Source organism: Streptomyces sp. YIM 98790, assembly GCF_011421595.1.
In the GTDB taxonomy this organism is placed as follows: Bacteria; Actinomycetota; Actinomycetes; order Streptomycetales; family Streptomycetaceae; genus Streptomyces.
The window spans coordinates 1-19,091 of record NZ_WTLH01000078.1 but is presented as its reverse complement, the minus strand read 5'-3'; the positions used below and the strand labels follow the sequence as shown (position 1 = coordinate 19,091).

Annotated in this window: 9 protein-coding genes, 1 tRNA gene and 2 pseudogenes; 5 read left to right on the top strand and 7 right to left on the bottom strand. The window is 72.9% G+C overall.

The genetic code is table 11. The features are described from left to right. Window positions 1-19 precede the first annotated feature (19 nt). Window positions 20-868, top strand: a complete 849-nt coding sequence (gene htpX / locus GQS09_RS14935) for a zinc metalloprotease HtpX (RefSeq protein ID WP_165986553.1) — start codon at window positions 20-22, stop codon at window positions 866-868. Window positions 869-914: 46 nt separating this feature from the next. Here the strand turns inward: htpX and GQS09_RS14930 are convergent, their stop codons facing one another. Both GQS09_RS14930 and GQS09_RS14925 read right to left on the bottom strand, forming a co-directional pair. Continuing rightward, window positions 915-1,124: a hypothetical protein gene (locus GQS09_RS14930; protein WP_165986552.1), complete on the bottom strand. Its 210-nt coding sequence runs from the start codon at window positions 1,122-1,124 to the stop codon at window positions 915-917. A 375-nt stretch (window positions 1,125-1,499) separates the two neighbouring features. Beyond that, on the bottom strand, window positions 1,500-1,988 hold the full coding sequence (locus GQS09_RS14925) for a YajQ family cyclic di-GMP-binding protein (RefSeq protein WP_165986551.1): 489 nt from the start codon (window positions 1,986-1,988) through the stop codon (window positions 1,500-1,502). A gap of 186 nt (window positions 1,989-2,174) precedes the next feature. On the opposite strand from GQS09_RS14925, the gene GQS09_RS14920 reads away from it, so the two are divergent. After that, window positions 2,175-2,288 (top strand) — tRNA-Tyr (locus tag GQS09_RS14920). A 245-nt stretch (window positions 2,289-2,533) separates the two neighbouring features. Here the strand turns inward: GQS09_RS14920 and GQS09_RS14915 are convergent. Beyond that, on the bottom strand, window positions 2,534-5,359 hold the full coding sequence (locus tag GQS09_RS14915; protein ID WP_165986550.1) for a LuxR family transcriptional regulator: 2,826 nt from the start codon (window positions 5,357-5,359) through the stop codon (window positions 2,534-2,536). A gap of 655 nt (window positions 5,360-6,014) precedes the next feature. On the opposite strand from GQS09_RS14915, the gene GQS09_RS14910 reads away from it, so the two are divergent. Then, entirely contained in the window at window positions 6,015-6,278 is a 264-nt protein-coding gene (locus GQS09_RS14910; RefSeq protein ID WP_165986549.1) for an acyl carrier protein, read from the top strand. Window positions 6,279-6,299: 21 nt separating this feature from the next. Further along, window positions 6,300-7,634, top strand: coding sequence for an NAD(P)/FAD-dependent oxidoreductase (locus tag GQS09_RS14905; RefSeq protein ID WP_165986548.1), 1,335 nt, complete (start codon window positions 6,300-6,302; stop codon window positions 7,632-7,634). Window positions 7,635-7,825: 191 nt separating this feature from the next. Here the strand turns inward: GQS09_RS14905 and GQS09_RS14900 are convergent, their stop codons facing one another. The 4 genes and pseudogenes from GQS09_RS14900 to GQS09_RS30985 form a co-directional block, all read right to left on the bottom strand. Continuing rightward, a complete protein-coding gene (locus GQS09_RS14900) occupies window positions 7,826-8,431 on the bottom strand; it encodes a TetR family transcriptional regulator (RefSeq protein WP_165986547.1) in 606 nt (201 codons plus the stop codon). A gap of 329 nt (window positions 8,432-8,760) precedes the next feature. Continuing rightward, window positions 8,761-15,612: pseudogene (locus tag GQS09_RS29520) on the bottom strand (SDR family NAD(P)-dependent oxidoreductase); the annotation flags it as partial. A gap of 58 nt (window positions 15,613-15,670) precedes the next feature. Further along, a complete protein-coding gene (locus tag GQS09_RS14875; protein WP_313896145.1) occupies window positions 15,671-17,995 on the bottom strand; it encodes an SDR family NAD(P)-dependent oxidoreductase in 2,325 nt (774 codons plus the stop codon). Between the two features lie 160 nt (window positions 17,996-18,155). Next, window positions 18,156-18,989: pseudogene (locus tag GQS09_RS30985) on the bottom strand (acyltransferase domain-containing protein); the annotation flags it as partial. On the opposite strand from GQS09_RS30985, the gene GQS09_RS14870 reads away from it, so the two are divergent. Then, window positions 18,904-19,091: hypothetical protein (locus tag GQS09_RS14870; protein ID WP_207957849.1), on the top strand; the 188-nt coding region annotated here is incomplete at its 3' end. The pseudogene GQS09_RS30985 and the gene GQS09_RS14870 sit on opposite strands and share 86 nt — an antisense overlap.

Sequence of the window (19,091 nt, the reverse complement as noted above, 5' to 3'; positions counted from 1 at the left end):
AATACCTGGAGGGCACACCGTGCACCGCCACCGCAACGGACTGAAGACCGCCGTCCTGCTCGGCGCGATGTCCGCGTTGATCCTCCTGATCGGCAGTTTCTTCGGCCGGGGCGGGCTGATTCTTGCGCTCGTCGTCGCTCTCGCGACCAATGGCTACGCCTACTGGAACAGCGACAAACTGGCACTCCGCTCCATGCGTGCACGCCCGGTCAGCGAATTCGAGGCGCCGCGGCTCTACCGGATGGTCCGGGAACTGGCCGGCGCGGCCCGCCAGCCCATGCCCCGCCTCTACATCTCGCCCACCGAGGCCCCCAACGCCTTCGCCACCGGCCGCAATCCCCGCAACGCCGCCGTCTGCTGCACCGAGGGCATTCTGCACCTGCTCGACGAGCGGGAACTGCGCGGCGTCCTCGGCCACGAGCTCAGCCACGTCTACAACCGCGACATCCTGATCTCCTCGGTGGCCGGAGCCATGGCCTCGGTGATCCTCTTCCTGGTCCAGTTCATGTGGCTGATGCGTTCCGACCGCGGCCCCGGCATCCTCGGCATGCTGCTGATCGCCCTGCTCGGCCCGGTGGCCGCCTCCCTCATCCGGCTCGCGGTCAGCCGGTCCCGCGAATACGAGGCCGACTCCTCCGGCGCCCGGCTCACCGGCGATCCGGCCGCCCTGGCCAGTGCCCTGCGCAAACTGGAGTACGGCACCCAGGCCCGGCCGCTGCCGCCGGAGCCGCGCATCGAGGCGGCCAGCCACATGATGATCGCCAACCCCTTCCGGCGCGGCGAAGGCATGTCCGGTCTCTTCTCCACCCACCCCCCGATGGCCGACCGCATCGCCCGCCTGGAGCGCATGGCCGGCCGGGGTCACTGACTCCGGGCCGGTACCGGACGGGAACCGCCGCCCGCCGGTGCCGCGGTCAGTGCAGACGGTGGCTCGGCCAGGCATCCCGCTGCGCATGCGGGGGAGCGACCGGCAGGCTCCCGCCCGCGATCCGGACGGGCCCCGAGGGCAGCGGCAACTCGAACCCCTCCCCGTACGGGTAGGTGTCCCGCGACAGACACCCGCTCTCCGACGGCCGGGCGAAAACCTGCAGCTCCTCGTCCTCCCACTGCCGGCCATCCGTCATGGCGCCTCCCGAGATCACCGGATTCCGGCGTAGCCCTGGACGGACCGCCCCCGCGAAGCGGTGCGTCCCGGCCCGGTGATCGCGGCAGAGCCGCCGGAGCGAGCGCGACCGGTGGACTCCGGCCGGTGGGAGCCCGTACATGCGGTACTCGCGTCCCCGCCTGCGGAAGAGGCTGACGAGGAACCCACCGTGACCGGAGTGCACTGCGTCCTTGAACAGGTGATCGCCCACGACACCGCCGGGAAGCCGGACCGGACCGCCCACAGGAGGTGCTGTTTCCGGCCCCACCGGATCAGGGCCAGATAACCGCCGCCCACGACGGGCCACCGGAACCGCCACCTGCTCGACGTCGCCCAGGCGCAGGTACGGCCTGTCTCAGCGGTAGTTGACGAACTGGACGGCGAAGTCGTAGTCCTGGGCCTTGATCAGGCGCTGGACCTCCTGCAGGGCGTCCCGGCTCTTGGAGCTGACCCGCAGCTCGTCGCCCTGCACCTGTGCCTTGACGCCCTTGGGGCCCTCGTCGCGGATCAGCTTGGAGATCTTCTTGGCGTTCTCCTGGGAGATCCCCTCCTTCAGGGTGGAGAAGATCTTGTAGTCCTTGCCGGAGGCCTGCGGCTCTCCGGAGTCCAGGGCCTTGAGCGAGATACCGCGCTTGACCAGCTTGGACTGGAAGACGTCCAGCACCGCCTTGGCCCGCTCCTCGGCGTTGGCGCGGATCTCGATCCGCTCGCCCGACCAGGCGATCGACGCGTCGACGCCCTTGAAGTCGTAGCGCTGCGAGATCTCCCGGGCCGCCTGGTTGAGGGCGTTGTCGACCTCCTGGCGGTCGACCTTCGAGACGATGTCGAAACTGGAGTCGGCCATGGCGGGCTCCTCGTGCGTGTCCGGCGTACTTCTGCGGGATGGATTCAGCCTGCAAGCCTAGTCCGCGATCGCGCCCCGCCGGCCGTCCCCCGGCACTCCGCACCGTGCGGGAATCGAGTGGCGGAGCACCCCCCGGTATCAGGTATGGTTTACCCCGTCGCCGGGTGATCGCCCGGTACCATCCCAGGCGGTGTGCCCGAGTGGCCAAAGGGAGCAGACTGTAANTGCCCGAGTGGCCAAAGGGAGCAGACTGTAAATCTGCCGGCTCAGCCTTCCCAGGTTCGAATCCTGGCGCCGCCACACTGCGGATCAGCGGCCCCTGACCAGTGAAAACGGTCAGGGGCCGCTTCGTCGTGCGCGTCGTGCGACTGCCCGGTCCTCCGGGCCGGGCGGCCGGGTGCGGCCGGCTGCCCGGCCCGGGGTGGCCGAGATGTGCGGTGGGCCTGTTGACACGTCCCCGCACCGGGGCCATGTTGGGTGCAGACATTCTTTTGGTAGTCGCACACAATTGATGGTGGACTTCCGCGGCCGTGGGGCGGCGGCGTTCAGTCGAGGAGGGAGGCGGTGGGTTGCAGCCGGGAGCCGATGTCCGCACGCCGCTTGATCGACAGCTTGCGGTAGATGCGGGTCAGATGCTGTTCCACGGTGCTGACGGTGATGTGCAGGGTGCTGGCGATCTGCCGGTTGCTGTGCCCCTCGGCGGCCAGGACGGCCACCCGCTTCTCCGCCCTGCTCAGGGCGGAGACCGCCCCGGGCTCGGCGGAGAACGGGGCGAAGACCGGGATGCCCTCGTGCCCGTTGGTCATCGGGATGAGGATCGCCTTGAGCGGGTCCGCACCGCACCGCTTGGCCAGGTCCAGCGCCCGGGCCGCGGTGGCCCTGGCGCTGTGGCGCTCCCCGAGCATGTGGTGGGCCCGGCTCAGATCGGCCAGCGTGTGCGCCAGTTCCAGCCGGTCGCCCAGGTGCTCGAACAGCTCGGCCGCCTTCTGCAGCAGGGGTATCGCCGTCTCGCCCGGCTCGGTCGCCGCCCGCGAGCGGTAGGACAGGCCCCAGGCCCGGTGCTGGCCGGGGCGGAGCAGCGCCATCTGTTCCTGCACCAGCGCCCTGGCCCGCTCGGGCTCGCCGACGCACAGGCTGGCGTGGGCGGCCAGGCTGCGCCAGGGAAGGATGGCCGGGTTGTCGAACCGCCACGCGGTGACGAGCCCGCCGACGGCGTGGAAGTCGCGCAGTGCGGCCTCGTTCTGGCTGGTCGCCAGGTGGTAGTGTCCGCGCGCGTAGACGTACAGCGCCCCGAACAGGGTCTGGCCGATCGTCTCCGGGACGACCACGGTCAGGTAGGTGGCGGCCTTCTCGTACCTGCCCATCGCGGTCGCGGTGAGGATCAGCAGGGACAGCGGTATGCCGATGCCGACCCCCCAGCCCTCCGGGGAGACCAGGCTCAGCGCGGTCTGGGCGAGCCGCTCGGCCTCCGCCAGCTCGCCCCGGCGGTAGTGGATGGTGGCCTGGATCACCCGGAACAGGGCGTGCCACATCGGTGTCTGCTCCGGCGGCGCGTCCCTGAGCAGGGATGCGCACCAGGCCGCGGCCTTGTCCAGGCTCTCCCCGTAGATCAGGGCGCTCAGCGCCACGTTGAGCGAGAGCAGTGTCTTGTCGTCCAGCCGGGTGCCGAGCAGGATCTGTTCGGCCTTGCTGACCACCTCCTCCGCGGGACCGTTCCGCAGCATGGCGTCGAGTGCGCTCACCGCCTGGTGCTGCGGGGTCCACACGGACGCGTGCGGCAGGTTCGTCGACGGCAGCGGCAGGGCGTCCGGGGAGTGCGCGGACAGACCGGGGAAGAGGTAGAGCAGCCACAGCCGGATACCGTCGAGAGGGGGTGCCCCACCGCCCTGGCCGGCCGCCGCGGCGCCGTCCCGCCGCAGGATGCGCAGGGTCTCGGCGGCTTCGTCGGCCCGCCCGCTCCATAGCAGGTGGCGGCAGGTCTGCACGGCGTGCTCCCCGGTGAGCAGGCCCTCCCGCACGGCCGACACCAACTGCGGAAGGTAGCGCCGGGCCGCGCCGGCCGGGTCGCTGCGCCACTCGGTGCCCATCAGCAGGGAGGCGAGGACCGCGCGCTGCTGGTCGTCGATGCACGCCTCGTGGGCCCTGCGCAGATAGCGGACCGCGGTCTTCCACCGGCCCTCGGCCAGCGCCTGCTCCGCGGCGGTGCGCAGGGTGGCCACGCTCCACGGCTGCTGCTCCTCGGACACCAGGATGTGCGGGGCGACCACGGTGGCCGCGGCGCCCGACTCGTTCAGCAGATGGGCCGCCTGGGAGTGCAGCTTGCGGCGCTCCGCGCTGCCCATGCTGTTGAGCACGGCGGAGCGTGCGGCCTGGTGGCGGAAACGGTTGTGCTCCAGCAGGCCGGTGGAGTGCAGCGCGGCGATGCCCTGGCCGGTGGACTCGTCGTCCATGCCGGTGAGCCTGCCGAGCAGCGGGACGGTCGCGGAGTGATGGAGGATCGCGACGGCGCGGGCCAGTTCCTCCAGGGGAGGGTGCGAGCCGCGGCAGAGCAGGTCCAGGACGGCGCGCCGGTACGCGGCGTCGGTCTGCGGCCGGTCCGGGGCGCCGGTCGGCCGGCCCTGCGAGTCCTCGACCAGCCCCCGGAGCAGCATCGGATTGCCGCCGCTGAGCTGGTGGAAGACGGGCGACAGCCGCTGCGCCGCGGCGGGGGAGAGTGCGGACGCGAGGACGGATGCCACTCCGTCCTGGGACAGCAGCTCCACCGGGATCTCGGTGCAGCTGGGGTGCCGGAGGATCTCGGCGCGGAATCTCCGGGGCAGCTGGGCGAGATGGTCGCCCTCGCTCAGGACCACCAGGACGCGGGCCGACTTCAGCCGCCGGATGAAGTGGAGAACGCACTGCAGTGACGCGGTGTCCGTGTACTGGGCGTCGTCGATGACGAGGACCACGGGGGTCCGGGCCGCAAGGCCCAGCAGCGCGTCGTAGGTGGTACGGGCCAGCTTGAGCGTCAATTGCTGTCCGTTCCGGAATTCCTCTTCCGCCGCCATGGGGCAGTGATTTCCGTCCATCCAGAACTTAATGGCGCGACGGATGTGGGGTGCGCATGCCTCGCAGTTCTGGAAGAGCTGCTCCAGAACCCCGAGCGGGAACGACTGCTCGGCGCGCGACGCACTGGCGCTGAGCACGGTGGCGCCGGACTCCGCGGCGTACTCGGAGAAGGCGTGTAAAAGTGCGGTCTTTCCGCTGGCCAGTGGACCGCTGACCACGGCGACCGAGCACTGTCCCTGGGTACTCAGTGCGAGCGCTTGGTCGAGCTGCTCGAAGGCGGCGTCGCGTTCCGCGAGCCCTGTGGTGAACTCCGCCTGTCCCATAAGTTTCGTCTTCTCCACAAGTGATCTGTCAGACCTCTTCGGATACTTTGCGACGATCATTTGGATACGTGATTGCCGTAGCCATGCATCACTGCTGGTGAGTGGTGGTCATGAGTCGCCGTCAGCGGGCCTGCGGCGAGGTCTTCGCCCGTCCCGCCTGCTCCTGGTCGGCGATCCGACGCGGGACCCCCCGGTGTGGTCGCGCGCTGTAGTGTCCCGCTTGCAATGAGTGAAATCCCCGTGCAGGCATCTCGGCTGCCCGCGTTAGTGGGTGACGGTAGCATTTGGCAGTCACTAATGGAACCCCGTTCGAACGCCGGGCGGGCCGGCCCGGCCCTCCAACTGGAACTGGCGTTTCCGAATGTGAAGAAATGTGATGGCGGTGCCGCTATTCGAGGGCGCTCGAAGCCTCCGCCCGCCCGCCGCCGCAAGGCGCCGCGGAACCCGCTGGGTCACTCCGGTGAAAGCTGCGTGAAACCGCGCGAGGGGCGCCCCGGTCTTCACCCCTGGTTCCCCCCTAGCCTCCCGGTGTGCGGAGGTTAGGGGAGATCCTCCGCGGAGTAGGGGCTGACTCGGCGCGATCTCCCGGAATATGGTGGCGGCAACGCCAATTAAAGTGGCCCCTTCAGTGGTCTGAACACGGTGGGAGGAGCAGATGTCCAGCGAGGAGGTCGCGAAGCGAATTACGGCCTTCGTCAGAGAGAAATACATGGAGCAGGGGGGTGAGGAACTCACCGCTTCGACGCCGCTCATCGAGCTGGGTATCCTCGACTCCCTGAACACTGTCCTGCTGATCGGCTTCATCCGGGATGAACTCGGTGTCGTGGTGCCGCCTCGTGAGATCAACGCGGCAAATTTCCGGGACATTCAGTCCATTACCGCCTTGGTCTGTGAAACGGCGGATGCGGCCACCTCGTAGCGAGGAATGGGAACAGGGTTGATGACAACGGATTTCGATGTCCTGATCGTCGGTGGCGGGCCCGCAGGATCGACGGCTGCCGCCTACCTCGCCAAGGCGGGCCTGTCGGTGGCCCTCTTCGAGAGCGAGATCTTCCCCCGGCCGCATGTCGGGGAGTCCCTGGTGCCGGCCACCACACCGGTGCTGCTGGAAACCGGCGCCATGGCCGAAGTCGAAAAGGCCGGTTTCCCCCGGAAGTACGGCGCCGCCTGGACGACGGCCGAGGAACGGGAAATTCCCCGCAACGGCTTCACCGGGATGTCCTACGACTGGACCGCCCAGGTCAAGTTCGGGGAGCGGGAACAGCCCGGCGTCGACCGCGAGTACACCTTCCACGTCGACCGCGGGAAGTTCGACCTGGTCCTGCTGAAGCACGCGGAAAGCCTGGGCGCCAGGATTTTCCAGGGCGTCCGGGTGTCCGGGGCCGACTTCGGCCGTGAGGACCGGGTGAGCCTGAACTGCCGGATGGGACCCCGGGAGGTCACCATTTCCGGGCGCATGCTGGTGGACGCCTCCGGCCGGCAGACCCTTCTCGGCCGGCAGCTCAGGGTGAAGGACCCGGACCCGGTCTTCGACCAGTACGCGGTGCACACCTGGTTCGAGGGCCTGGACCGCAAGGCCCTGGCCACCAACCCGGAGGACGTGGACCACATCTACATCCACTTCCTGCCGATCAACGACACCTGGGTGTGGCAGATCCCGATCGACGACACCGTCACCAGCATCGGTGTGGTGACGCAGAAGCACCGCTTCCGGGAGGCGAACGCCGACCGCGAGAAGTTCTTCTGGGAGTTCGTGCGGACCCGCCCCGACCTGTACGAGGAACTCCGCAAGTGCACCCGGGTGCGCCCCTTCAAGCCCGAGGGCGACTACAGCTACTCCATGCGGCAGATCTGCGGCGACCGCTTCGTGATGATCGGTGACGCGGCCCGGTTCGTCGACCCCATCTTCTCCAGCGGGGTGAGCATCGCGCTCAACACCGCGCGCCTGGCCTCCCGCGACATCATCGCCGCCTGCGAGGCGGACGACTTCTCCCGGGAACGGTTCCGCGCCTACGAGCAGGCCCAGCGCCGCGGCGCCCGGAACTGGTACGACTTCATCTCCATCTACTACCGGCTCAACATCCTCTTCGCCGCGTTCGTGCAGGACCCGCGGTACCGGCTCGACGTGCTGAAGCTCCTGCAGGGCGACATGTGGGACGAGGACCCGGCGGTGCTGCGCGAGATGCGGGAGTTCGTCAGCACCGTGGAACGGGACCCGGATCACCTCTGGCATCCCTACCTGGGAAGCCTTCGGGCCTCAGCCCCCACCCTCTGAAGGGCATCCCGCGAACCGGGATTCCCGCGAACAGGCTCCGACCCGGGACAGCCCTCCGCCGAGGGCTGTCCCCCGGTTGCGCCCCCGCAGCCGGCCGGAACCGGCCGAGGACGTCGGCCTGCCGTTCCCCCGGGCAGGCCGGCTCTCCGCCGCCGCGCCCCGCCGCCGGGACGTGTTCCCCGCGCCCGGCGCTACAGGCGGAAACCGGCCTCCAGATGCGCCAGGCCGGTGTCGGTGAGGGAGAGCATGTCCCGGCCGGGGTCCTCGGTCAGGCTCAGATAGGCGGCAAGCGCCACCCCCATGACGGCACCCACCAGGGCCCGCACGGACAGATCGTCACGCTTCCGGCCGATCCGCTCGGCGATCACCTCGGTGATCGTGCCCAGCGCGCCGGCGAAGTCCTCCAGCAGCCGGGCACGCAGCTCGGGCACCGAGACGATCAGCGCGTGCCGCTGCCGCTCCAGGGAACCCCAGTCGTCCATGCTCTCGAAGACCAGCCGCACGGTGGCGCGCAGCGCGGCGATCGAGCTGAGATCCAGCGGCTGGGCACGCAGCGCCTCGATGAAAAGCGGCGCCAGGTCGTCGTGCAGGACGACATCTTCTTTCGTGGAGAAATATCTGAAGAACGTCGTCTGCGATATTTCTGCCGCTTCGGCGATCTGCCCGACGGTCGTATCGTGATAGCCCTGCTCCGAGAACAGTCGCATGGCATGCTCGCGAATTGAAGCCCGGGTCTTGATCTTCTTGCGCTCGCGCAGGCTGAGTGCGGGGCTCGCCTTATCAGCCGACGACGTCATGAGCTCTTTACCTTCCGTGAGAAAATGTCAGTTTGCCCTTCTCGTGATCGGACGGGTGAGGCGGGGACTGGTGCGCACGGAGCCGGGCCGTCGGCCAGAAGGTTGAGGCTGCGTCGCCCAATGGAAGCTGCCGACAGGGTAGCTGATCTTATGGAGGGGGCGGAATGTCCCTGCCCCGGGAAACAGCCATCCTTCTTCCCTTCCGAAAAGTCGATCTTTCCGGTGCCCAGCGTTTCGCCGAAGCGCCGAAGACGGTCCGGGCGGTGCGCAGCCCGCCGGGCCGGGCACCCGGAGCATGCCCCGGGCACCCGGTCCGGGCCCACGCGGCGCTAGCCCAGCTCCCGGTCGATCAGCTCGAACACCTCGTCCGTGGTCGCCGACTCCAGCCGGTCCAGCACCGAGTCCTCCCGGGAGGGCGCGTCCGCCTCCTCCAGCCGGGACAGCAGCCCGTACACCCGGCTCCGCACCTCCGCACGGCCCGCGCCGTCGAGCTCCGCCGAGGCCAGCAGGGCGTCCAGCCGGCCGAGTCCGGCCAGCAGCGGCGCGGCGCCGCCCGCCTCCCCGCCGTCGCCCTGCTCCGGGCCGAGCCGCTGGTGCAGGTGGGCGGCGAGCTGATGCGGCGTCGGGTGGTCGAAGGTGGTCGTCGGCGACAGCCGGAGACCGGTGGCCGTGGCCAGGCGGTTGCGCAGTTCCACGGCGGTCAGGGAATCCAGCCCCAGGTCGGTGAAACCGCGTTCCGGATCGATCTGCGGGGCCGCGGCGGACAGCACGGCGGCGGTGTGGCCGCGGACCAGCTCCAGCAGCGTCCCGAACCGCTGGTCCGGCGGCTGGGCGGCCAGCCGGTCCCGGAAGTCGTCCGGCCGCGGGGTGTCGGTGGCGGCGGCGCGGCGGGCGGGCGCGGCGAGCCGGCTCCACACCGGCGCCGCCGGCAGGCCGGAGGGCGCGATGTGCGCGGCGAGGTGCACCGGATGGCGGAGCTGCGTCGCCGAACGCAGCAGCCGCAGGGCGTCGCGGGTGGCCAGGGCGGAGATGCCGTGGCGGCTCATCCGGGTGAGGTGCTGCTCCGAGAGATGCGAGGTCATGCCGCTGGCCTCGGCCCACAGCCCCCAGGCCAGGGCGGTGGCGGGCCGGTGCCGGCCGCGCCGGTGGGCGGCCAGGGCGTCCAGGAAGCTGTTGGCGGCGCAGTAGTTGGCCTGGCCCGGACCGCCGAGGAGACCGCTGGCGGAGGAGAAGACCACGAAGGCGCCCAGCTCGTGGCGGTCGGTCAGGGCATCCAGATGCAGCGCGGCGTCGAGCTTGGCCGAGAGCACCGGGTGCAGATGCCCGTCCGGTGTCTGGGCGGCCAGGGTGGCGTCACGGAGGATGCCGGCGGTGTGGATCACGGCGGTCAGCGGGCGGTCGGCCGGTATGCCGTCGATCACGGCGGCCAGCGCCTCCCGGTCACCGGCGTCGCAGCGGGCGACGGTGCAGGTGGCGCCGTGGCGTTCGATGTCGGCGCGCAGTTCCGCCGCCGCCGGGGCGTCCGGCCCGGAGCGGGAGAGCAGCAGCAGGTGCCTGGCCTGTCCGGTGGCCGCCAGATCGCGGGCGACCAGCCCGCCCAGGGTGCCGGTGCCGCCCGTGATCAGCACCGTGCCGTCCGGGTCGACGGGGGCGGGCACGCGCAGCACGTTCTTGCCGATGTGCCGGGCCCGGCTCATGTGCCGCAGCGCGTCGCGGGCGTCCGCCAGGTCCCACACGGTCAGCGGCAGCGGGCTCAGGTGCCCGTGGCGGAACAGCTCCAGCACCTCGGTGAGGATCTCCCCGATGCGCCTCGGGCCGGCGGCGGAGGCGTCGAACGCCCGGTAGGACACCCCCGGGTGGCTCTCGCGCACCCGCTCGGGGTCCCGGACATCGGTCTTGCCCATCTCCAGGTAGTGGCCGCCGCGCGGCAGCAGCCGCAGGGTGGCGTCCACCGCCTCACCGGCCAGCGAGCCCAGGGTGAGGTCCATGCCCGCGCCGCCGGTGGCGGCGAGGAAGGCGTCGGCGAAGCCGGTGCCGCGGGAGGAGGCGATGCGGTCGGCGGGGATGCCCAGCCCGCGCAGGACGTGCTGCTTGGCGGGCGAGGCGGTGGCGAACACCTCCGCCCCCCAGTGGCGGGCGAGCTGCACCGCGGCCAGCCCCACCCCGCCGGTGGCGGCGTGGACCAGCACCCGCTGCCCCGGCCGCAGGCCGGCCAGATCCGTCAGCGCGTAGTAGGCGGTCAGGAAGACGGTGGGCACCGCCGCCGCCTGTTCGAAGGACCACTCCCCGGGCACCGGCACCAGGGCCCGGTGATCGGCGACCGCGGTCGGCCCGAAGGCCCCGTCGAACACCCCCATCACCCGGTCCCCGGGCCGGAGCCCGGTCACGCCCTCGCCGGTCTCCAGCACCACCCCGGCGCCCTCGGTGCCGAAACCGTCCGCGGCCGGGAGCATGCCGAGGCCGACCACCACGTCGTGGAAATTGATCCCGGCGGCGCGCACCCGCAGCCGCACCTGGCCCGGCTCCAGCGGCTCCAGCACCTCCGGGCAGGGCACCACGCCGACCGTGTCCAGCTCGCCGCCGCCCAGCGGGGCGAGCCGCCAGGCGGTCCCGGCACCCAGACCGCCCACCCGCAGCGCCCCGGCATCGGCCGGGAGCAGCCGCCCCACCAGCAGCCGGCCGTCGCGCACCGCCCACTGCGGCTCGTCGCCGCCGCGCACGGCCGCCAGCAGCTCCGGCCAGCCCAGCTCCTCCGGCGCCGGGACGCCGGGGGTGGTGGCGGTGGACTCGGCGGGGCCGGCGGGGTCGAGAGGTCCGGCGGGGTCGGCGGGGTCAAGGTCGAGCAGGGTGAACGGGCCGGGATTCTCGGCCTGGGCGGAGCGGACCATGCCCCAGACCGGGGCGGCGGCCAGATCGGTCACCTCCCGGGCCGGGTCGGCCGCGGCGCCGGTACCGACCGCGCCCCGGGTGACCACCACCAGGCGCGCGTCGGCCAGCGCCGCCTCGGCCACCCATCCCTGCAGGACCCGCAGCACCCGCTCGGCCTCGGCATGCGCCTGCGCCCCGGCCGCCTCGGGCCCGCCCCCGGCCCGGCCGCCGCAGGGCAGCAGGACCACCGGCGGTTCCTCCGCGGCCGAGACCAGGCCGGCCAGTTCGCCGATCCCGGCGCACCGGCGGGCCTCCGCCCCGGCCGCGGCGAGCTGCTCCGCCACCTCCAGCGGATCGTCGCCCAGCACCACCACCGGTGGCACCCGGTCCGGCGGCTCCGGCCGCTCCCGCCCGCGGGCCGTGCCGCCGGCGGCCGGCAGCCAGTCCAGGCGGTACAGCCCGTCCTCCCGGCCCGTGGCCGGCCCGCGGCCCGCCGCCGCGGTGAGCTGCTCCGCGGGCGCCGGACGGAGCGTCAGGGTGCCGATCAGCGCCACGGGCCGGCCGGCCGCGTCGGCCACCGCCACCCGCACCGCGTTCTCCCCGGCTGCCGTGATCCGCACCCTGGCCCGCACCGCACCGGTGGCCAGCAGCGAGACCCCGCGCCAGGCGAACGGCAGCCAGACGCCGTCGCCGGAGAAGAACCCGCCGGCCGAGATGGCGTGCCCGCACATGTCCAGCAGCGCCGGATGGATGCCGAACCCGGCCACGTCCTCCCGCGCCTCCGGCGGCAGCTCCACCTCGGCGAGGATCTCGCCGTCGCGCCGCCACACCCTGGTCAGCCCGCGGAACACCGGCCCGTAGGCGTATCCCTGGCCGGCCAGTTCCTCGTACCAGTCCGCCACCGGGACCGCCTCCGCACCCTCGGGGGGCCACACCCGGAGTCCCTGGAAGGCCGCCGGGTCCGCCGCCGGGTCCGCGACCGCGTCCGGGGGCGACACCACGGCCTCGGCGTGCAGGGCCCAGGCGTCCAGACCGTCCCGGCTGCGGGAGTACACCCCCACCCGGCGGCGGCCGGCCTCGTCCGCGGTCTCCACCACCACCTGCATCCGCAGCTGCTCCCCGGCCGGCACCACCAGCGGCGCCTGCACCACCATCTCCTCCACATGGCCGCACCCCGCCTGGTCACCGGCGTGCAGCACCAGCTCCAGGAAGGCGGTCCCCGGCAGCAGCACCTGACCGGCGATCCGGTGATCGGCAAGCCACTCCTGCGCCGCCGGCGACACCTGCCCGGACAGCACCAGCGGCCCGTCGCCGGCGACTTCCACCGCCGCGGCCAGCAGCCCGTGCTCCACCGGCGCCAGCCCGGCGCCCCGCACCTCCCGGCCCCGGCCGCGCTCCCGGAGCCAGAACCGGCGGCGGTCGAAGGCATAGGTCGGCAGCTCGGCCGCCGGACCGTCGCCGGTGATCCGGTGCCAGTCCACGGCCACGCCGCGGGACCAGACCCGGCCCACCGCGGCCAGCACGGACCGGACCTCGGGCCGGTCCCGGCGCAGCACGCTCGCCCGGACCACCCCGTCGGCCTCCGGCCCCCCGGCCTGGTCCAGGCACTCGGCCGCCGCCGCGGTCAGGGTGCCGGCGGGGCCCAGCTCCAGGAAGGTGTTCACACCGGCCCCGAGCAGGTGCCGCATGCCCGCCAGGAACCGCACCGGCTGCCGGATGTGCCGGGCCCAGTAGTCCGCCGAGCATGCCTCCCCGGCGGTCAGCGGCTGCCCGGTCACATTGGATACGACGGGGATGCGCGGCGCGCGGAACGCGAGGCCGGAGGCGACCGCCCGGAACTCGTCCAGCACGGCATCCATGTGGGGGGAGTGGAAGGCGTGCGAGACCCGCAGCCGCTTCACCGAGCGGCCGCGCGCCGCCCAGTGGTCGGCGAGTTCCTCCACCGCCTTGGCATCCCCGGAGACGACCGTGGCCTCGGGGCCGTTGACCGCGGCGATGCCGGCCAGTTCCTCGTAGCCGGCGAGGGACGCCAGCACCTCCTGCTCCGCGGCCCGCACCGACACCATGGCCCCGCCCGGCGGAAGCGCCTGCATGAGGCGGCCGCGTGCCGCCACCAGGGTGCAGGCGTCCGGAAGGCTCAGCACCCCGGACAGGTGGGCGGCGGCCAGTTCGCCGATCGAGTGCCCCAGCAGGAAGTCCGGGGTCACGCCCCAGGCGCGCAACTGCTCGTGGAGCGCGACCTCCAGGGCGAAGAGCGAGGTCTGGGTGTACAGGGTCTCGTCCAGCAGGCCGGCGCCGGCCCCGCTGCCCCTGCCGGCCCCGCTGCCCCTGCCGTCCGGGGTGTCCGCGCCGTCGGGGGCGTCCGGGGCGTCGGGGGCGTCCGGGGCGTCATCGTCGGCGGGGGCGAACATCACCTCCCGCAGCGGGCGGTCCAGATGCCGGTCCAGCTCGGCGCACACCGCGTCGAGCGCCTCCGTGAAGACCGGGAGACGCCCGTACAGCTCCCGCCCCATGCCCGCGCGCTGGGCCCCCTGCCCGGACAGCAGGAACGCCGTCCGGGACCGGGAGCGCACGCTGCCGTGCACGGTGTCACGGTCCGGCGGCGCGGCGCCGGGTCCGGGGCCGCCGCCGGCGAGGAACTCCTCCAGCCCGGCCAGCAGTTCCTCCCGGCCGGAGCCGGCGACCAGCAGCCGGTGCGGCAGCGCGGCCCGCCGGGCAAGGCCGCGGGCCACCTCGCCCGGGCCGGCCGCGGACGTGCCGGTCAGGAAGGCGTGCAGTTGCCGTGCCTGTGCCCGCAGCCCCTCGGCGCTGCCGCCGGACAGCACCCAGGGCGTCACGTCCGTGGCGGGCGGCGGGCCCTCCTCCGCGGGGACCTGCCCCGCCGGTGCCCGCTCCGCCGCGGTCTGTCCGGTGGGGGCCTGCTCCGCCGGCCTCTGCCCGGGCGGGGCTTCCTCGGGCGGTGCCTCCTCCAGGATCAGGTGCGCGTTGGTGCCGCTGATCCCGAACGAGGACACGGCGGCCCGCCGGGTCCGCCCGGCATCCGGCCGCCACTCCACCGGCTCGGCCAGCAGGGAGACTGCGCTCGCCGACCAGTCCACCAGGGGTGACGGCTCCTGGGCGTGCAGTGTCCTGGGCAGCATCCCGTGCCGCATCGCCATCACCGTCTTGATCACACCGGCGGTCCCCGCGGCGGCCTGGGTGTGGCCGATGTTGGACTTGACCGACCCCAGCCACAGCGGACGCCCTCGGCCGGACCCGTAGGTCTCCTGGAGCGCCTGGGCCTCGATCGGATCGCCCAGCCTGGTGCCCGTGCCGTGCGCCTCCACCGCGTCCACCTCACCCGGCTCCAGCCCGGCGTTCGCCAGCGCCTGCCGGATCACCCGCTGCTGGGAGGGCCCGTTCGGGGCGGTCAGACCGTTGCTGGCGCCGTCCTGGTTGACCGCCGAGCCGCGGATCACCGCCAGCACCCGGTGTCCGTGGCGCCGGGCGTCCGACAGGCGTTCCAGCAGCAGCAGCCCCACCCCCTCGGCCACCCCGAAGCCGTCGGCCCCGGCGGAGAACGCCTTGCACCGCCCGTCCGGCGACAGTGCCCGCTGCCGTGAGAACTCGATGAACGCCGCCGGGCTGGACATCAGCATGACGCCGCCGGCCAGGGCGAGCGAACACTCCCGCTGGCGCAGGGCCTGGACGGCGAGATGCACGGCCACCAGGGAGGAGGAGCAGGCCGTGTCGATGCTGACGGCCGGCCCCTCCCACCCGAGGGAGTACGCCACCCGGCCCGACACCACGCTGGTCAGGTTGCCGACCACGGCATAGCCCTCGACCTGCTCGGCCGGGCGGGCCAGGTCGGACACGTACCCGGAGTTCGACGCGCCGACATAGACGCCGGTGCGGCTGCCCCGCAGGGCGTGCGGATCGAGCCCGGCCCGCTCCAGCACCTCCCAGGAGGTCTCCAGCACCAGCCGCTGCTGCGGGTCCATGCCGAGCGCCTCGCGCGGCGAGATGCCGAACAGCTCCGCGTCGAAGCCGGCGATGTCGTCGAGGAAACCGCCGCCCCGGACGTAGGTCTTGCCGGACCGGTCCGGATCGGGGTCGTACAGATCCTCGTCCCACCCGCGGTCCCGGGGCAGTTCGCCGATCGCGTCGCCGCCGGACGCCACCAGGTTCCACAGGTCCTCGGGGGAATGCACCCCGCCCGGATAGCGGCAGCCCATGGAGATGATCGCGACCGGCTCGCGGGCGGCGGCGGCCAGCTCGGCGTTCTGCTGCTGAAGCCGCTCGTTCTCCTTCAGCGACGTCCGCAGAGCCTCGACGATCTCGTTGTTCGACGCAGCGCTCACCGTTGTCCCCACTCCGTTTCCACCAGCCGGATCATGAACCTTGGCCGCGGGCCACCCGCAGCAGCTCCTCCACCCCCATGGCGTCCAGCGCGCTTCCGCCGTCCGCCGCGGCGCCGTCCGCCTCGGCGCCGTTCGACGGGGAGCCGTTCGTCGCGGTGCGGCCCTGCGCCTCGGCATCCGCCGGACGGCCGTCCGCCGCCCCGCCGTCGTCACCGAGGAGGGGGCCGAGCTGCTCCAGCAGGCGCTCGACGAGCCGCTCGGGGGTGGGAAAGTCGAACACCGCGGTGGGCGCCAGCCGCACCCCGGACAGGGCGGCCACGCGGTTGCGGAGTTCCAGACCGGTCACGGAATCGAAGCCCAGGTCGCGGAACGGCTTGCCAGGGTCGAGGGCCGAGGTGTCCGGATGACCCAGCACCCTGGCCGCTTCCGCGCACACCGCGTCCAGCAGAACGGCGTCCCGCTGAGCCTCGGGCAGGGGCCGCAACTGCCGCAGCAGCGGCGGTTCCTCCGAGTCCTGCGGATCACTGCCGTCCGCTCCGCCATCCGCTCCGCCGGGCCGGGCCGCCGAGTGGCGCTCGGCCACCTCGGGAAGCCCGGAGACCAGCGCGCGTGGCCGGCCGGAGCTCTCCGACTCCAGGAAGCGCGCCCAGTCGACATCCGCCACCAGGGCGAAGGTCTCGTCCCGGACCAGCAGATGCTCCATCACCGCGACCGCCGCCTCCGGGTCCATGGGCCGGATGCCGTTGCGGTTCAGCCAGCTCCCCGGGTCCTCCGTCCTGGCCAGCCCGCCGCCGTCCCAGGCGCCCCAGGCGATGGAGGTGGCGGGCAGCCCGGCGGCGCGGCGGTGGCGGGCGAACGCGTCGAGATAGGCGTTGGCCGCCGCGTAGCCGCTCTGGCCCGCATTGGGCAGCAGATTGGCCCCGGAGGAGAAGAGCACGAAGGCCGACAGTTCCCTGTCCTTGGTGGCCTCGTGCAGGTTGAGCGTGCCCCGCAGTTTCGGCCGCAGCAGCCGGGTCAGCTGCTCGGGCGTCGCGGAGTCGAGGAGCCCGTCGTCCACGATGCCGGCCGTGTGGAACACGGCGGTGAGCGGGTGCTCGGCCGGAATGCCGGCCAGGGCGTCGGCCAGGCCCTCGGCGTCCGCGATGTCACAGGCCGCGAACGTGACCCGGGCGCCGTGCCGTTCCAGCTCGGCGCGGAGCGCCCCGGCGTTCGGCGCCCGGTCGCCGGAGCGGGAGAGCAGCAGCAGGTGGGGGGCGCCGCGCCGGGCCAGCCAGCGGGCGGTGTGGGCGGCCAGGGCCCCGCTGCCGCCGGTGATCAGCGTGGTGCCGGCGGGCGGCTGCCAGGCCCCGTCCGGTCCGGACGGGGTGTCCGGGGCGTGTGCCAGGCGGGGAACGTGGACCCCATCGGCCCGGACGGCCACCTGGGTCTCGGCCGGCGGCTGGGCCAGGGCTTCGGCGAGCCGGGCCGCGACGGCCGGATCATCCGGGGAGACCGGCAGGTCGAGATGGGTCAGGGGGTGCGGATACTCCAGTACCGCGGCGCGCAGCAGCCCGGTCACCAGCGCCTGCACGGGACGCGCGAGCGGCTCGCCGTCCGGACTGCCGGTCATCACGGCGCCCGTGGTCACCACCCACAGCCGGGTGTCCGGGTGGGTGCGGTGGACCTCCCGCACCAGCCGCCCGGTGGCCATCAGCCCCGAGGGCACGTCCGGGTGACCGGGCAGCAGGGACTCGTCCAGCGCCAGCAGCGACAGGATGCCCGCCGGGCGGCTGCCTGAGGGGAGCGCAGGCAGGCTGTCCCGGGGATCTCCGTGCGTGTCGCACACGATTTTCCGTGCGGTGGCGCCGAGATCGGTGAGCACGCGCAGCAGCCGGTCGGCGGCCTGCCGGGCCGGGGTGCGGCGCCGGCCGCGCGCCTTCGGCGTCAGCACCAGCCATTCGCCCGCCAGGGGGGTGGAGGCGGGGGACGAGGCGGGCGGCGCTGCGGTCGGTTCCCAGACGACGTCATAGCGCCATCGGGCGACGGCGGTGCGGTGCCGCCGGCGGCGGCGCCAGGCGGACAGCGCGGGGAGCACCGCCCGCAGCGACGCCTCGGCCTCGGCGTCTCCGGCGAGGGACAGCGCCGTGGCCAGCTCCTCGGCGTCCTGTTCCTCGACCGCCTCCCAGAACCGCTCGGTTGCCGTGTCCTCCCTGGCCGGTTCCGGGCCGTCGACCACCGGGTCCAGGGGCACTGTGGTGGTGTGGGGGGTTGGGGGGTGGAGGTGGTGCCAGTTGACGGGGGCGCCGTGGGTCCATGCCTGGGCTGCGGAGGCCAGGAACCGTTCGGGCGTGTCCTGGTCGCGTACCAGGGTCGGCACGGTGTGTGCCCTGGCCCCGGCGGCCTGGATGCGGTCCTCGATCGCCGGAGAGNGTGGTGGTGTGGGGGGTTGGGGGGTGGAGGTGGTGCCAGTTGACGGGGGCGCCGTGGGTCCATGCCTGGGCTGCGGAGGCCAGGAACCGTTCGGGCGTGTCCTGGTCGCGTACCAGGGTCGGCACGGTGTGTGCCCTGGCCCCGGCGGCCTGGATGCGGTCCTCGATCGCCGGAGAGAGCACCGGATGCGCACTGACCTCGATGAACGTCGACGCTCCGCGCTCCAGCAGCCCGGCAACCGCGCCATCGAAAGCGACCGGGCTGCGCAGGTTGGTGTACCAGTACCGCCCGTCAAGCCCCGTCCCCGGCTGCACCGCAGCGGTGACGGTGGAGACCAGCTCCACCGTGCCGGCCTGCGGTGACAACCCCGCCAGCGCGGTGGTGACCTCACGCTGCACCGCCTGCACATGCGGCCCGTGCGAGGCGTAGTCCACCTCGATCCGCCGCGCCCGCACCCCCTGCTCCTGCGCCCACGCCAGCAACTCCTCAACGGCCTGCGCCTGGCCGCTGACCACCGTGGCGGCCGGCCCGTTCACCGCCGCCACACCCAGCCGCCCCCGCCAGGGCCGCAGCACCTCCTCCACCCGCGCGGCATCCACAGCCAGCGACACCATCCCCCCGCTCCCCGCGATCGCCCGCAACGCCGCCGAGCGGGAGACCACAACCCGCACCGCATCAGACAGACTCAGACACCCGGCCACATGCGCCGCGGCAATCTCGCCCTGGGAATGCCCCACCACCGCAGCAGGCCGGACCCCAGCGGCCATCCACATCCGCGCCAGACCCACCATCACCGCGAAACACACCGGCTGGATCACCTCCACCCGGCCCCACCCCGCAGCACCCCCCACACCGGTGAGTACATCCAGCACCGACCACCCCGCCTGCCGCTCCACCTCAGCAGAGACCTCACCCACCACCCGGGCGAACACCGGCGACACCCCCAACAACCCCCGCCCCATCCCCGGCCACTGCCACCCCTGCCCAGGAAAGACGAACACCACCGAACCCTCACCCACCACCCCCCGCACCACCAACGACGA